The organism is Pseudomonas sp. AC252, from assembly GCF_979258105.1.
Window position 1 is genome coordinate 3,994,005 of record NZ_OZ409837.1, and the last position, 15,752, is coordinate 4,009,756.

9 protein-coding genes are annotated in these 15,752 nt (G+C 61.8%); 6 read left to right on the forward strand and 3 right to left on the reverse strand.

Going from position 1 to position 15,752, the window contains the following annotated elements:
• Positions 1-887 precede the first annotated feature (887 nt).
• Genes ACZZZ4_RS18095 through ACZZZ4_RS18105 form a run of 3 tightly spaced genes read right to left on the reverse strand, consistent with a single transcriptional unit; the run spans position 888 to position 5,424 of the window.
• Positions 888-2,282 carry an efflux transporter outer membrane subunit gene (locus ACZZZ4_RS18095; RefSeq protein WP_463548368.1) on the reverse strand — a complete coding sequence of 465 codons (1,395 nt, stop codon included), beginning with the start codon at positions 2,280-2,282 and terminating at the stop codon, positions 888-890.
• A gap of 7 nt (positions 2,283-2,289) precedes the next feature.
• Complete coding sequence (locus tag ACZZZ4_RS18100; protein WP_415763133.1) at positions 2,290-4,260, reverse strand: MacB family efflux pump subunit; 1,971 nt, start codon at positions 4,258-4,260, stop codon at positions 2,290-2,292.
• On the reverse strand, positions 4,261-5,424 hold the full coding sequence (locus tag ACZZZ4_RS18105) for an efflux RND transporter periplasmic adaptor subunit (protein ID WP_463548369.1): 1,164 nt from the start codon (positions 5,422-5,424) through the stop codon (positions 4,261-4,263). It lies immediately after the preceding gene.
• Positions 5,425-5,704: 280 nt separating this feature from the next.
• Here ACZZZ4_RS18105 and ACZZZ4_RS18110 point away from each other — a divergent pair, with 280 nt between their 5' ends.
• From ACZZZ4_RS18110 to ACZZZ4_RS18135, 6 genes are all read left to right on the forward strand, one after another.
• Positions 5,705-6,187 carry a sigma-70 family RNA polymerase sigma factor gene (locus tag ACZZZ4_RS18110; protein ID WP_016773904.1) on the forward strand — a complete coding sequence of 161 codons (483 nt, stop codon included), beginning with the start codon at positions 5,705-5,707 and terminating at the stop codon, positions 6,185-6,187.
• 133 nt (positions 6,188-6,320) lie between these two features.
• Complete coding sequence (locus tag ACZZZ4_RS18115) at positions 6,321-7,658, forward strand: lysine N(6)-hydroxylase/L-ornithine N(5)-oxygenase family protein (RefSeq protein ID WP_463548370.1); 1,338 nt, start codon at positions 6,321-6,323, stop codon at positions 7,656-7,658.
• Positions 7,659-8,331: 673 nt separating this feature from the next.
• The gene (mgtA, locus tag ACZZZ4_RS18120) at positions 8,332-11,031 is read left to right on the forward strand and encodes a magnesium-translocating P-type ATPase (RefSeq protein ID WP_463548371.1); all 2,700 of its coding nucleotides are present in this window, start codon (positions 8,332-8,334) and stop codon (positions 11,029-11,031) included.
• Between the two features lie 230 nt (positions 11,032-11,261).
• Positions 11,262-11,696, forward strand: a complete 435-nt coding sequence (locus tag ACZZZ4_RS18125; protein ID WP_463548372.1) for a chemotaxis protein CheY — start codon at positions 11,262-11,264, stop codon at positions 11,694-11,696.
• Between the two features lie 125 nt (positions 11,697-11,821).
• The gene (locus ACZZZ4_RS18130) at positions 11,822-12,454 is read left to right on the forward strand and encodes a response regulator transcription factor (RefSeq protein WP_129999143.1); all 633 of its coding nucleotides are present in this window, start codon (positions 11,822-11,824) and stop codon (positions 12,452-12,454) included.
• Between the two features lie 9 nt (positions 12,455-12,463).
• Positions 12,464-15,670, forward strand: coding sequence for a transporter substrate-binding domain-containing protein (locus tag ACZZZ4_RS18135; RefSeq protein WP_463548373.1), 3,207 nt, complete (start codon positions 12,464-12,466; stop codon positions 15,668-15,670).
• Positions 15,671-15,752 lie beyond the last annotated feature (82 nt).

Sequence of the window (15,752 nt, forward strand, 5' to 3'; positions counted from 1 at the left end):
GGTGGGTCATCCGTTACATCTTTGACTGACACGACCTCTTCGCGAGCAGGCTCGCTCCCACAGAGTGGGCATGGTCGGGGCGAAGTATTTGGCCTGGCCCGAATTTCATTGTGGGAGCGGGCTTGCTCGCGAATGCGGTGGGTCATCCGTTACATCTTTGACTGACACGGCCTCTTCGCGAGCAAGCCCGCTCCCACAGGGGGCATGGTCGGGGCAAAGGTTTTGGCCTGACCCGAATTTCATTGTGGGAGCGGGCATGATCGGGGCGAAGGTTTTGGCCTGGCCCGAATTTCATTGTGGGAGCGGGCTTGCTCGCGAATGCGGTGGGTCATCCATTACATCTTTGACTGACACGGCCTCTTCGCGAGCAGGCTCGCTCCCACAGAGTGGGCATGGTCGGAGCGAAGTATTTGGCCTAGCCCGAATTTCATTGTGGGAGCGGGCTTGCTCGCGAATGCGGTGGGTCATCCGTTACATCTTTGACTGACACGGCCTCTTCGCGAGCAAGCCCGCTCCCACAGGGGGCATGGTCGGGGCGAAGGTTTTGGCCTGACCCGAATTTCATTGTGGGAGCGGGCTTGCTCGCGAATGCGGTGGGTCATCCGTTACATCTTTGACTGACACGGCCTCTTCGCGAGCAGGCTCGCTCCCACAGGGGGGCATGGTCGGGGCAAAGGTTTTGGCCTGACCCGAATTTCATTGCGGGGGCGGGCTTGCTCGCGAAAGCGGTGGGTCATCCATTACATCTTTGACTGACACGGCCTCTTCGCGAGCAGGCTCGCTCCCACAGAGTGGGCATGGTTGGAGCGAAGTATTTGGCCTGACCCGAATTTCATTGTGGGAGCGGGCTTGCTCGCGAAGGCGTCAGTCCAGTCGACGCATCTCCGTCAGATCACCTCCCAGCCCCCACCCAACGCTTTGTACAAGGCAATGCTCGCCTGCAATCGCGACAGGCGCAGTTGCACGTTCAGGTCTTGCGCCGCATACAGCGTGCGCTGGGTTTGCAGGACGGTGAGCAGGTCTTCGGCGCCGGCCTGGTAGCGGCTCTGGGCGATGTCGAAGGCGGTTTGTGCCTGTTTCAGTTCTTCGCTTTGCCATTGCCGCTGTTCGTCGAGGCCACGAATGCTGCTGAGGGCTTTTTCGACGTCGGCGAAGCCGTTGATGATCGCCCCGCGATAGGTCTCCAGCAGGTCATCCTGGCGGGCCTTGGCCTTGTCGCGTTCGGCGCTGAGGCGGCCGTTGTTGAAGATCGGCGCGGTCAGCCCCGAGGACAGGTTGTAGAACGTCGTGCGCAGCAAATCGGCGGCGAGATCAGCGCCGCTGCCGAGGCTTGCCGTCAGGGTGATTTTCGGCAGCATGGCGGCGCGGGCGACGGTGACATCAGCCTGGGCTGCGGCGAGCCTGGCCTCGGCGCTGGCAATGTCCGGACGCCGACTGAGCAAGTCGCTCGGTACGCCGCTGGCGATGTCTGGCCAGTGCAATTGGGCGAAGGATTGCGTGGGCAACGGCAAGGTTTGCACCGGTTGGCCGAGCAGGGCGGCGAGGCTGATCAGTGCTTCGCGCGCCTGTTGATGCACCAGCGGCAGGCGGCGCTGTTGTTCGGCCACCAGGCTTTTCTGCTGGGCCAGTTCCAGCGCGGTGGCGCTGCCGGCGTCGAAACGGGTCTGCACCAGATGCAGGACATTTTGCGCATTGGCCAGATTGAGTCCGGCAATGCGCGCCTGCTCACGCAAGGCCAGGGCCTGGGTGTAACTGTTGGCGACGCCGCTGAGCAAGGTCAGCTCGACGGTGGCGCGGTCGAACTCGCTGGCCTGCACGCCGAACACGGCACTGTCGCGGGCGGCACGCTTGCCGCCCCAGAAGTCGATTTCGTAACTGGCGCTGAGCTCGGCATCGTAATAATCCAGCGAGCGATTCTCCGGGCTGACATCCAATTGGCTGTAGCCCTTGCCGTGGATCAATTTCTGCCGGTTGGCGTTCAGCCCGGCCTTGAGTTCGGGCAGCAGCGGGGCGCCGGCAATGGTTGCGCTGGCCTCGGCCTGTCTGACCCGAGCCACGGCGGCGGCGAGGTCGTAGCTGCCCAGCCGCGCCTGTTCCACCAGCCGCTCCAGTTCGGGGCTGCCGAATTGCGTCCACCATTGCCGATTGCTCTGCAGCGCGCCATGGTTGGCGGCGGACTGCCACGCGCTCGGTGGCTGCACGCCGCTGTCCAGGCGCGGCGCCGGGCTGCTGCAGGCCGCCAGCAACAGGCTGGCGGCGAGAAACGTCAGTCGCACTTTCATAGGTCGATCATTCACTGGTGAGGGCCGTGACCGGGTCGAGCCGGGCAGCTTTGCGGGCCGGCATAAAGCCGAAAATGACGCCGGTGACCAGCGCACAGGCAAACGCACCGACCACCGCCAGCGCCTGAAAGGCAATCGCCACGCCGCTGACCAACAACACGCCGCCGACCACTAGCGCCAGGCCGATGCCGGCAATTCCGCCGACCACCGAGAGCATCAGCGCTTCGGTGAGAAACTGTCGGAGGATGTCGCGCTGACGTGCGCCGGTGGCCATGCGAATACCGATCTCGCGGGTGCGTTCGCGCACGGTCATGAGCATGATGTTCATCACGCCGATACCGCCGACCAGCAGGGAAATCGCCGCAATCGCCCCCAGCATCAGCGACAGCGTGCCCTGCGTGCGCGCTTCGGCCTGGATCATCGCGGCATTGTTGGTCAGCTCGAAATCCTTCTTGCCGTGGTGCCGACGCAACATCGCCTGCTCGATGGCCTGTTCGGCGTCCTTGACCTTGCGCGCGTCCTTGGCGGCAATCACCACGTATTGCGGATTGCGGCTGCCGAACAGGCGCGTGCTCGCCGCCGAATAGGGCACGGCGATGCGGTTGTCGCTGTCGGAATCGCCGGAGCTGGCGCCTTTTTCCGCGAGCACGCCGAGGATCTGGAACGGCACGTTTTCGATGAGGATGTATTGGCCGATCGGGTCGGCGACATCCTTGAGCAATTTGTCGCGGACCTTGGTGCCGATCACCGCGACGGCGGCGGCGCTGTCCTCGTCGGCCTGGGTGAAGTAGCTGCCCTGAATCACCGGCCAGTTGAAAATCTGCGGAAAGTTGGTGTCATTGCCGCCGACGTAACTGCTGTGATCGGCGTTGCCAAAGCGCACCCCGGCGGTCGAGCCGTTGACCGGCATGATTCGTTCCACCTGGGGCAGGGCGGACAGTTCGGCAACATCGTCGAGGGTGATGATGCCCTCGGGCGTGCGCGGGTTCGGTGCCGAGCCGCTGAGGTAAATGATGTTGGAGCCGAACGCACCCATTTGCGCCATGACCTGGCGCTTGCTGCCTTCGCCAACGGCCAGCATCACCACCACCGAGGCCACGCCAATGACGATGCCCAGCAGCGTCAGCGCCGTGCGAAAGCGGTTGATCCACATCACTCGCCACGCAGCTTGCACGGCGTCGAGCAGTTCACCTTTCCAGGCGCCGGTCTGGCTGCTGCCGCTGCTCAGGCGCTGGCGCAGATCGACCGCTTGCAGCGCGCCGGGATTGGTCGCAGAGGGCGTGGACGCATGCTCGGCGCTGTCACTGATGATCAGACCGTCGCGAATTTCGATGATGCGCTTGGCCCGTTGCGCCACTTCTCGGTCGTGGGTGATGAGGATCACCACATGACCCTGCTCGGCCAGTTCGTCGAGCAGGGTCATGACCTCGGCGCCGCTGTGGCTGTCGAGGGCGCCGGTCGGCTCGTCGGCGAGAATGATGTGCCCGCCGTTCATCAGCGCACGGGCAATCGACACCCGCTGTTGCTGGCCGCCGGAAAGCTGATGCGGACGGTTGCCGGTGCGCGTACCGAGGCCGAGCCGCTCCAGTAGCGCAAAAGCGCGGGCATGCCGCTCGGCGGCCGGGGTGCCGGCGTAGATGGCCGGCATCTCGACGTTTTCCTGCGCCGAGCCGGAGGGGATCAGGTGGTAGCCCTGAAAGACAAAACCGAACGCTTCGCGGCGCAGCCAGGCCAGTTCATCGCTGTCCAGTTGTGCGACATTTTCCCCGGCGAACAGATACTCGCCGCTGGTGGGGCGGTCGAGGCAACCGAGGATGTTCATCAGCGTCGACTTGCCCGAACCGGAGGCGCCGACGATGGCGACGAACTCGCCGGCGTGGATCGACAGATCGATCCCGCGCAGCACTTCTACAAGCGGGCTGTCATCGCCGCCGTAGGCTTTGCGGATCTGCCGCAGGTCGATCAGAGGCGTGTGCATTCAGCCCCCATGACCGCTGGCCGGTGCGCTGAGAATATGTTCGCCCTCGGCCAGACCTTCCAGCACTTGGGTGCGCAGACGATCGTTGATGCCAATGCGCACTTCCCGCGTTTGAATATCGCCGTTGGCGGCGACGATCTGCGCCCGTTGCCACTGCGGACGCGAACCCGGTTGCAGGGCGGCAGTCGGCACGGTCAGGGTGTCCTGCGCCTGTTGCGCGACGAAGAACACTTGGGCGGTCATGTCGGTCATCAGGCTGTGATCGGCATTGTCGACGTCGAGCAGCACGGTATAAAGCACCACTCGTTCGCTGCCACTGCGGCCGCCGGTGGGACTGCCGCCCTGATTCTGTTCGAGCGGACGCGGCGGCACCGGCAGGATCTGCCGCACGGTGCTGCTCCAGCGCCGAGTGCCACCGCTGAGGGTGGTGAAGTAGGCGGTCATGCCGGGTTTGACGTGGCCGATGTCGGCCTCCGACACCTCGGCCCACACCGTCATCGGCGACAGCCGGGCGATGCGCAGGATCAGCGGGGTTTGTTGTTGCGCGTTGAGGGTCTGGCCTTCGCGCGCACCGACGGCAACCACGGTGCCGCTCATCGGCGCATAGATGCGCGTGTAACCGAGTTCGGCCTCGTCACTGCGCAGGCTGGCCTGGGCCTGACGGATCTGCGCCTGGAACATGTCGATGCGCGCCTGGGTCGCACGGACCTCGGCGCGGGCGGTCTGCACGTCTTCCTCGCGGGTGGCGCCACCGGCGGCGAGTTTCTGCTGGCGCTGGTATTTCTGCTGCGCCAGATCGTGCTGGGCACGCTGCTCCTGCAGTTGCGCCTTGAGGTTTTCAATCGAGAAGCGCCCGGCATCGAGCTTGGCTTTTTGCGTCGACGGGTCGATTTCCACCAGCAACTGACCTTCCTTGACCGTGTCGCCGGCTTCGACGTGAATCTTCTGGATCTGCCCCGAGGCCTGCGCGCCGACATCCACGTAGCGGCGCGGCTGCAGGGTGCCGAGCGCCGTTACGCTGTTTTCGATATCGCCGCGACTGACCTTCACAGTGGCAACTGAGTCGCGACCGGGTGGCAACACTTGCCAGGCAGCAACGGCGATCACGGGAATCAGACAGAGGGCGGCGAACAGCGCGCGACGGGCGGGGCGGGGACGATTCATGCAGGGTTCCGGCCAGTGGTTGCGGCCCGTCGCAAGGCACGACAGACACAGGGGCTGTCCTGTAAACGAGGCATGGGCGACGGAATTTAGCCGCAGACACATCGAGTTTCCGCGGACCGGACCACGACTATTTGTCCGGGATGTGGAATCAACTCTTTAAATCTATATGAGAATTACTATAAATTACGCACCTCAAGTTGCCACTATCTTGCTACTGCGTGATCCGCAGGTCTGATCAGTGCGCTCAAGGACAGAAACGGCATTGATGCGGTCGGGAGTCATGTTGGAAAACTACTATCGTGAGCTGGTGTGTTTCCTCAACGCCAGACTGGGCAACCGTCAGGTCGCCGAGGATGTGGTGCATGACGCCTATGTACGCGTGCTGGAGCGCTCCAGCGAGGTGCCGATCGAACAACCCCGGGCCTTCCTTTATCGCACCGCGCTGAATCTGGTCATCGACGATCACCGCCGCAATGCGCTGCGTCAGGTCGAATCGCTGGATGTGCTCGACAACGAAGAGCGCTATTTCACACCGTCACCCCACGGCACCCTCGATCACGGACAGCGCCTGGAAATGCTCCAGCGCGCACTGGCCGAGCTGCCGCCACTGTGCCGCGACAGTTTTCTGCTGCGCAAGATCGAAGGAATGTCCCATCCGGAAATCGCCCAGACCCTCGGCATCTCCCGGGCGCTGGTGGAAAAACACATCGTCAACGCCATGAAACATTGCCGCTTGCGCATCCAGCAATGGGATGGCCAGTGATCCGCGCCGGTTAAATTTCCTTTCATCGTCCTCGTTCCTACTCAACAGACGACCTGCTGACCTGATTCAGGCCGGTCAGGCCACCCAGGCTTTATTTCCCCGCGTTGAGGGGTTCATCCAGAGGACACTGGAAATGACACAGGCAATTGCATCGCCCATCGTTCACGACCTGATCGGCGTCGGTTTCGGCCCTTCGAACCTGGCACTGGCCATCGCTCTGCAGGAACGCGGCCGGATTCAGGGCGAACTGGATGTGCTGTTCCTTGACAAGCAGGCCACTTACAGCTGGCACGGCAACACCTTGTCGACGCAGAGCGAATTGCAGATTTCCTTCCTCAAGGACCTGGTGACCCTGCGCAATCCGACCAGCCCGTACTCGTTCGTCAATTACCTCAAGCACCACGGGCGTCTGGTCGACTTCATCAACCTCGGCACCTTTTATCCATGCCGCATGGAGTACAACGACTACCTGCGCTGGGTGGCCGGGCAGTTCACCGCGCAGAGCCGTTATGGCGAAGAAGTGCAATTCATCGAACCGGTATTGCACAACCAGCAGGTCGAAGCCTTGCGGGTTATTTCCCGGGGCAGCGACGGCCAGCAATTCGTGCGTACCACGCGTTCGGTGGTGGTCAGCGCTGGCGGCACACCGCGCATTCCGGAGGCGTTCAAAGCACTGAAGGGCGATCACCGGGTATTCCACCATTCGCAATACCTGTCGCAAATGGCCAGGCAGCCGTGCGTGAACAACCAACCGATGAGCATCGCCATCATCGGCGGCGGGCAGAGCGCGGCGGAAGCCTTTATCGACCTGAATGATTCATTCCCGTCGGTGCAGGTCGACATGATCCTGCGCGGCTCAGCGTTGAAGCCTGCGGACGACAGCCCGTTCGTCAACGAAGTGTTCTCGCCGGAGTTCACTGATCTGGTGTTCCAGCAGAACAGCGTCGAGCGCGAGCGTCTGGTCAACGAGTACCACAACACCAACTATTCGGTGGTCGACATCGACCTGATCGAACGCATCTACGGCATCTTCTACCGGCAGAAAGTTTCCGGGATTGCCCGCCATGCGTTCCGCACCCTGACCACCGTCGAGAGCGCCACTGCCACGGCAAACGGTATCGAACTGGCAGTGCGCAACAATGCCACCGGCGAAGTCACGGTGCGAATCTATGACGCGGTGGTGCTGGCCACCGGTTACGAGCGGCAGCTGCACCGCAAGTTGCTCGCGCCGCTGGAGGAATACCTCGGCGAGTTCGAGGTCGATCGCAATTACAAGCTGATCACTGACGAGCGCTGCAAGGCCGGTATATATATGCAGGGCTTCTGCCAGGCCAGCCATGGCCTGAGCGATACGCTGCTGTCGGTGCTGCCGATTCGCGCCGATGAAATCGCCGGCTCGCTGTACGAGCATGGCAAACAGCGCGGGCACAGCCGCTCGGTGGCGGAGTTGTTGCTGGCCACTGCCAGCTGAAGTCTGCGGCGCCTGTCACACCGCTTTCGCGAGCAGGCTCGCTCCCACAATGGTTCTGTGAACGCAGGCCAAAATGTGTGAGCGAGCCTGCTCGCGAAGGGGCCATGAAAAGCCCCACATATGATCGTTCCCACGCTCTGCGTGGGAATGCCTCAACGGACGCTCCGCGTTCGGCTTTTGGAAGGGACGCGGAGCGTCCCGGCTGCATTCCCACGCAGAGCGTGGGAACGATCGCAGAGGGAATCCTGAACCCTTCCTGAACACCCCCCACATTCCCCTTGAGCACCTCTTCCAGCCGTTTCGCTGCGGGCGTAAGCTGCGCGCGTTTTCATCAATTGCGGAGACCCACAGTGGGTACTTGTTCGAGTGACAGTTGTCGGCCGGTCTCGATCACCGGCAGATTCTCGGCAAGATAACGCGCAGCCTTTCCCTGCCGTTGTCTCGCCGTAACAGCGAGCAGCGGCATCCCGTGCACGGCCAGTCCTGGGTCGTGTCTCGACGTCCTTCTCATCGACGCTGAACCAAGCGTGGTGGCGACCTCAGTCGTCATCGCTGCCTATCGACACGCCTGTTTCTGACCGGCGTGCCACGCCTTGCCGTGCCGGTTTTCCCGGTGCCAGGGCGCGGCGGTACCTGCTCGACGGTTTCCCGGCTGACCACAGGGGACACAGCCATGAAACTCACGCTCAAGGAATTGTTCGCAGGCTTTCTGCGCAGCCGCCACATCGCCCGGCACTTCTGTCGACTCGCGTTGCTGGATTCGATCAATGACACATCGGTCAGCCGTGAAGTGCCGCCGACGCTGGCCAGTACGCTGGTCGCTGCCGCCCATGAAGACAGCGCTGCGATGCTGTCATCGTTGGGCACGCACGGCGAAGGGCTTACCGAGGTCGAGGCCGATGCACTGCGCGCGCAACATGGCCTCAACGAGGTCGAACACGAGCAGCCGCTGTCGTGGTGGACGCATCTGTGGCACTGCTACAAAAATCCGTTCAACCTGCTGCTGACCTTGCTCGCGGTGATCTCCTGGCTGACCGAAGACCTCAAGGCTGCCGTGGTGATTTTCTCCATGGTGGTGCTGTCGACGCTGCTGCGCTTCTGGCAGGAGAGCAAGTCCAATCAGGCGGCCGATGCGCTCAAAGCAATGGTCAGCAACACCGCCACGGTGCTGCGCCGGGATGCGCCACGGCGGGAATTGCCGATCAGGCAACTGGTGCCCGGCGATCTCATCGTGCTCTCGGCCGGCGACATGATTCCCGCCGATTGCCGCGTGCTCAGCGCCAAGGACCTGTTCGTCAGCCAGGCAGCGATGACCGGTGAATCGATGCCGGTGGAAAAATTCACCCGGCAGATCGATCGCAACACGCGTAACGCGCTGGAGCTGGACAACATTCTGTTCATGGGCACCAACGTCGTCTCCGGCAGCGCGATTGCGCTGATTCTCACCACCGGCAACAGCACCTATTTCGGCGCGCTGGCGCAACGCGTAGGCGCGACGGACCGGGCGGTGACCGCGTTCCAGCAGGGCGTCAACAAGGTCAGCTGGCTGCTGATCCGCTTCATGTTCGTCATGGCGCCGCTGGTTCTGTTCATCAACGGTTTCACCAAGGGCGACTGGACCCAAGCGCTGCTGTTCGCGCTGTCGATTGCCGTCGGCCTGACCCCGGAAATGCTGCCGATGATCGTCACCTCGACCCTGGCCAAAGGCGCCGTGTTTCTGTCGCGCAAAAAGGTCATCGTCAAACGCCTCGACGCGATCCAGAACTTCGGCGCCATGGACGTGCTGTGCACCGACAAAACTGGCACCCTGACTCAGGACAAGATCTTTCTGGCGCGTGATGTCGACGTCTGGGGCGAAGACAGCGACGAAGTGCTGGAACTGGCCTACCTCAACAGCTACTACCAGACCGGCCTGAAAAACCTGCTGGATGTTGCGGTGCTTGAACACGTGGAAGTCCATCGCGACCTTAAGGTCGGCAGCGCGTTTCGCAAGGTCGATGAGATCCCGTTCGACTTCAATCGCCGGCGCATGTCGGTGGTGGTGGAGGGCCGCGGTCAGCCCCATCAACTGATCTGCAAAGGCGCGGTGGAAGAAGTGCTGGCGGTGTGCAGCCGCGTGCGTCACGGCGATGTCGATGAAGCGCTGAGCGATGAACTGCTGGCGCGGATCCGTCAGGTCACCGGCGCCTTCAACGCCGAAGGTCTGCGCGTGGTGGCGGTCGCGGCTCGCTCAATGCCAGCAGGTCGCGAAATTTACAGCCTGGCCGATGAACAGGAGCTGACGCTGATCGGTTACGTGGCGTTCCTCGATCCGCCGAAGGAAAGCACCGCGTCAGCGCTCAAGGCCTTGGCCGAGCATGGCGTGGCGGTCAAGGTGCTGACCGGTGACAACGAACTGGTGACGGCGAAAATCTGCCGCGAGGTCGGCCTCGCCCAACAGGGTTTGCTGCTGGGCAATGACATTGAGCGCATGAGCGATGCTGAGCTGGCCATGGCGGTCGAGACGACCAACGTCTTCGCCAGACTCACGCCGTCGCACAAAGAGCGCATCGTCGGCATTCTCAAGGGCAACGGCCATGTGGTCGGGTTCATGGGCGATGGCATCAACGACGCGCCGGCACTGCGCAGCGCCGACATCGGCATTTCCGTCGACAGCGCGGTGGACATCGCCAAGGAAGCGGCGGATATCATTCTCTTGGAAAAAAGCCTGATGGTGCTGGAGGAGGGCGTGCTCGAAGGGCGGCGCACCTTCGCCAACATGCTCAAGTACATCAAGATGACCGCCAGTTCCAACTTCGGCAACGTGTTCTCGGTGCTGGTTGCCAGCGCGTTCATTCCGTTTCTGCCGATGCTGCCGATGCACCTGCTGGTGCAGAACCTGCTCTACGATATTTCGCAAATCGCCATTCCGTTCGATAACGTCGATGACGAGATGCTCAAACAGCCGCAGCGCTGGCAGCCGGCTGACGTCGGGCGCTTCATGCTGTTCTTCGGCCCGATCAGTTCGATCTTCGACATCACCACGTTCGCCTTGATGTGGTACGTGTTCGACGCCAACACCCCGGATCACCAGACGCTGTTCCAGTCCGGCTGGTTTGTGGTCGGATTGCTGACCCAGACGCTGATCGTGCACATGATCCGCACGCCGAAGATCCCGTTTCTGCAAAGCCGCGCCGCCATGCCGCTGCTGGTGATGACCGGGGTCATCATGGCGGTCGGCATCTTCCTGCCAATGGGGCCGCTGGCGCATTACTTCAAATTGCAGGCGCTGCCGTCGCTGTATTTCGTCTTTCTACCGTTGATTCTGCTGGCGTACATGGCGCTCACCCAAGCTGTTAAAGGCTTCTACATCCGCCGGTTCGGCTGGCAATAACCGCCATGGAATGCTTTCCCCTGTCGGAGCGAGCCTGCTCGCGAAGGCGTCGTGTCAGTCAATACATCTCTGACGGGTATACCGCCTTCGCGAGCAGGCTCGCCCCCACACGGAATATTGTTGTGTCTGGGGCGCCGGATGAATGGCCTGCTTTTTAGGAAAAGTCCTACAGAGCTATCCTCGGCGCTTGCGTAGTCTTGCCCTCCCCAAACCTCACCGGGAGAATGACCATGAGCAATAAAGCGTTGCGCATCCTGATCGCCGACCCGCAGCACTTTCATCGCATGAAGATCGAGCGCCTGTTCAACGCGCTCGGTTACTACCGCGTAGCCCCGGTGCAGAATCTCGGCGAATTGTTGACCCTAGTCGACTACGGCTGCGAGCCGTTCGATGTGCTGGTGATCAATGCTGAACTGGCGGCAGGCGCCCTCGATTTGCAGGGCTTTGTGCTCGATAACCAGCAAGTTCGCCACGCTCTGATCTACAACGAACCGTCAGCACCCTTGCAGAACGATGCCGGGTTCGCTCAGGAAAATGTGCAGATCAGTCCGGCGCCACTGCCTAATTCATCACTCGTCGGGCAGGTAATGGCAAGGGTCGAAGCAGCGGAAGAACACCACGCAGCGCCTGACTCACACTGGTTGTTGCGCCATGCCAATGCATAAAAAACCAATCTGCACAACTGTCAGACCTGACAGGTGATTCTTTTGCCCATCCATGTAACAGTGCCGGCGCAGCCACCGACTCCGGAACAGAATGTTGCGATGTCTTCGATCTTGCAGGAGTGTCAATGAAGTCAGCGCTGATCGTCGATGATCATCCAGTTGTGCGCGCGGCCATTCGAATCGTCCTGCAGGCTCAAGGCTTTACCCGGATTCATGAAGCGTCCAGTGGCAATGAAGTCGTGCCGTTGATCTGCGCGCATGATCCGCATCTGGTCGTGCTTGATCTGGGGCTGGGGTCCATGGACGGGCTGGAAGTGCTGACACGAATCCAGATCAAGGCACCGACGGCGCGCTGCCGGGTGCTGGTATTCAGCATGCATGAGCCGACGCATTATCAGGAGCGCTGCCTGCGTGCCGGGGCGAGGGGCTACGTGACCAAGAGCAATCAGCTGACGCTGCTGCACGAAGCCATCAAGGCACTGATGTCCGGCCACACCTATTTCTGCGCATTGCCCAATACCAGCGGTCTATACAACGCTGTGCAACGTACTGAAAAGGAGCTGATCGCGCAGCTTTCCGATCGAGAGCTATGCATTTTCGTCAATCTGGCGCTGGGCAAGCCGAACAAGGCCATCGCCCAGGAGATGCACTTGAGTCACAAGACCGTCAGCACCTACAAAACCCGCATGATGGCGAAACTTGGCCTGGGTTCACTGGTGCTCCTGCGTGAGTTCGCCAAGCGCAATCACCTGATCTGAGTGACCGACATGAAGCAGGGACTGCGGATTTCATGGCTGTGGCTCGGATTCGTTGCCTCGGTCTGGGCGAATGACCAGCCACAGACGCTGGAGGTGCTGGCCCGTCTCGAACCGGGCAATGTCCAGGTTCGTCTGGATGATGGTGAGCGTCAGTGGCTGCGTGAGCATCCAGTGTTACGCATGGGCATCTCCGGCCCGGATTACCCGCCCTTCGAAATCACCCGCAATCAGCATGAGCTGGAAGGGCTGACAGCCGATTACGCCGATCTGCTGGCACAACTGCTCGGCATCAGGATTGAAGTGCGGCGATTCGCCGATCGGCCCGCACTGATGGCGGCGCTCAAGCGCGCTGATGTCGATCTGCTGGGCACCTCGAACAGTTTCGAAGCGGCAGATCCGGACTTCCTTCTGTCGCGGCCGTACGCTGAAGATCAGCCGATGCTGGTCACGCGCCACGACGAGAAACTGCCGGCTGATCGTTCAGCCAAGCGCATTGCCATGGTCGAAGATTACCTGCCGCTGGCGCATGTTCAGGCGTTTTACCCCGGCGCTCAGGTGCAGCTTTATGCTTCAGCCATGGATGCACTCGGGGCGGTCGCCTTCGGTGCTGACGACGTTTATCTTGGCGATTTCATCAGCGCCAACTATCTGATCAACATCAATTACCGCAATGACCTGCAATTGGCCGGGCCGGCGGGGCTTGACGCCAATCCGTTCGCTTTTGCGTTGTTGCGCAGCGACGTGGTGCTCAAGCGCATCGTCGACAAGGCCCTGCTGGCTGTGCCCATGGAGCGTCGGCATCTGATCGAACAGCGCTGGAGCGCCGGCCTCGCCGAGATGGCCGAACAATCGCGGGTCCAGCTCAGTGCCGCCGAGCAGCAGTGGCTGGATCAGCACCCGGTGGTGCGCGTGGGCGCCGTCGAAGATTTCGCGCCGTTGGCGTTTTTCGATGGCGACGGGCGCTTCAATGGGCTGGCGGCGCAGTTGTTGAACCTGATTGCGCAGCGCAGTGGCCTGCATTTCGAGATCGTGCGTGGCAGCTCACTGAACGATCAGTTCGAGCAACTGCAGGCCGGTGCGCTTGATGTTTTGCCCGTGGTGACGCCGAGCACCGAGCGTGAAGCGCAGCTGCAATTCACCCGCGCCTACTTGAACAATCCGTTCGTGCTGGTCAGCGCGGCGAATGGGCCGCATCCACTGCCTCTCGACGCGTTGGCCGGCAAACGTCTGGCGATCTATCGCGGCCATCCTTTGCGCGATTACCTGTTGCAACGCGTGCCCGGCCTGCGCCTGGTCGAGGTCAGAAGCCCTGCCGAAGGCATGGCGCTGATTGCCAGGGGACAGGTCGACGTGACGGTTAGCTCGCTGCTGGTGGCGCGTTTTCTGATCGCCCGGCAGTATCGCGACCGCCTGCGTATCACCGGCACTGTTGGCGACCAGCCGGCGCGCATCGCGCTCGCTACCGCACCTCGATCGGCGTTGCTGCACTCGATCCTGAACAAGGCGTTGCTGAGCATCGCGCCGCAGCAAATGGATGAACTGGTCGAGCGCTGGAGCCACGACGTGGTGGTCGAGGACAGCTACTGGCTGCGCCATCGTCAGGAAATTCTGCTGGGTTTCGCCGGCGCAGCGGCCTTGCTGCTCGTGGCGCTACTCTGGATCGGTTGGCAGCGTCGGCAGATTCAGCAGCGTCAGCAATGGTTGTTGCAACTGCAGCAGGCCAAGGACGCGGCCGACGAGGCCAATCGAGCCAAAAGCACCTTTCTGGCGACCATGAGCCACGAGATCCGCACGCCAATGAATGCCCTGATCGGCATGCTCGAACTGGCGCTCAAACGTGCAGAGGAGGGCGCGACCGACCGCTTGGCGATTCAAGTGGCATCCAATGCTGGCCAGCAATTACTGGCGTTGATTGGCGACATTCTCGATATCGCGCGCATCGAGTCGGGGCATTTGTCCCTCGCCCCCGAGCGGGCCAATCTACGCGAGGCGGTGTTTTCGGTATGCCGTGTGTTCGAAGGGCTGGCGCGGCAGAAGCGCTTGGTGTGGCGCATCGAACTTGATCCGTGCGCTGACATTGATGTATCGATCGATCCGACGCGATTCAAACAAGTGCTGTCGAACCTGCTGAGCAATGCGATCAAATTCACCGAGACAGGCGAGGTCAGCTTGCGGCTGCAGATTCTCGCGACATCGGACCAGCAAGTGGAGGTGCAGGTCCTGATCGAAGACAGCGGCATCGGCATCAGTGTCGAAGACCAGAAGCGGCTGTTCAGCCCGTTCGTTCAAGCCGGCAATAGCCCACAAACGGCGCGCAGCGGTTCCGGTCTGGGGCTGGTGATCAGCCGCAACCTCTGCGACATTATGGGCGGCACGTTGCGCCTCGACAGTGACCTGGGGCAAGGCACGCGCGTGGAAATCAACCTGCAATTGCCGCTGCTGCCCGCAACGACGACCACAGCGGCAATGCCCGACGCGGCGCCCGCTACCTGTGCATTGAACGTTTTGGTGGTGGACGACCACCCGGTCAACCGCTTGCTGATGTGCTGGCAACTGAGCGAACTGGGGCATCGCACGGTGGACCTCAGCGATGGCGAACAGGGGCTGGACCGCTGGCGAACCCAGGCCTTCGATGTGGTGATCACCGACTGCAACATGCCGCGACGCAATGGCTATGAACTGGCGCGCAGCATTCGCGCTGAAGAAGCCGTTACGGGACGCGGGCCGTGCCTGATTCTCGGCTTTACTGCCAATGCGCAGATTGAAGAACGCCTGCGCTGTCTGGATGCCGGCATGGACGGCTGCCTGTTCAAACCGATTCGCTTGCATGATCTGGCTGAAGCCTTGAAAGACGCTCGCCGTTGCGAGCCGCACGAAGATCAACAGCCAAGCACCGAGCCAGTCGAGATTGATCTGAGCGCGCTGGAACAGATGGCCGGGGCCGATCACTCGCTGATCGAACGCTTGCGCAAGCAGGTCGGCAAAAGCCTTCGCGACGACCTGCAAGCTCTGGAGCAGTTGCCGATTGCCGACCGCAACGGTTTGCGCGAATTGGCCCACCACATCAAGGGTGGCGCGCGGATGGTCGGGGCCGCGCGGGTTGTTGCGGCGTGTGCGGAACTGGAACGGGCTTGCCGAGACAGTAAACACGCGGGAGTCAAGCGTGCTATCGACAAGTTGCGCGAAGCCATGCGTGGCCTGGCGGACTGTCTCTGAACCAATGCAGTCTCCTGTGGGAGCGAGCCTGCTCGCGAAGAGCGTCCCGCTGAATGAATTGTTCTACTCATGGAACACTCCA

Excerpts from the sequence above, each read along its gene's own strand:
- ACZZZ4_RS18115 (WP_463548370.1), top strand. The coding sequence starts at position 6,321 with ATGACACAGGCAATTGCATCGCCCATCGTTCACGACCTGATCGGCGTC.
- ACZZZ4_RS18095 (WP_463548368.1), bottom strand. The coding sequence starts at position 2,282 with ATGAAAGTGCGACTGACGTTTCTCGCCGCCAGCCTGTTGCTGGCGGCC.
- ACZZZ4_RS18100 (WP_415763133.1), bottom strand. The coding sequence starts at position 4,260 with ATGCACACGCCTCTGATCGACCTGCGGCAGATCCGCAAAGCCTACGGC.
- ACZZZ4_RS18110 (WP_016773904.1), top strand. The coding sequence starts at position 5,705 with ATGTTGGAAAACTACTATCGTGAGCTGGTGTGTTTCCTCAACGCCAGA.
- ACZZZ4_RS18135 (WP_463548373.1), top strand. The coding sequence starts at position 12,464 with ATGAAGCAGGGACTGCGGATTTCATGGCTGTGGCTCGGATTCGTTGCC.
- ACZZZ4_RS18105 (WP_463548369.1), bottom strand. The coding sequence starts at position 5,424 with ATGAATCGTCCCCGCCCCGCCCGTCGCGCGCTGTTCGCCGCCCTCTGT.
- mgtA (WP_463548371.1), top strand. The coding sequence starts at position 8,332 with ATGAAACTCACGCTCAAGGAATTGTTCGCAGGCTTTCTGCGCAGCCGC.
- ACZZZ4_RS18125 (WP_463548372.1), top strand. The coding sequence starts at position 11,262 with ATGAGCAATAAAGCGTTGCGCATCCTGATCGCCGACCCGCAGCACTTT.
- ACZZZ4_RS18130 (WP_129999143.1), top strand. The coding sequence starts at position 11,822 with ATGAAGTCAGCGCTGATCGTCGATGATCATCCAGTTGTGCGCGCGGCC.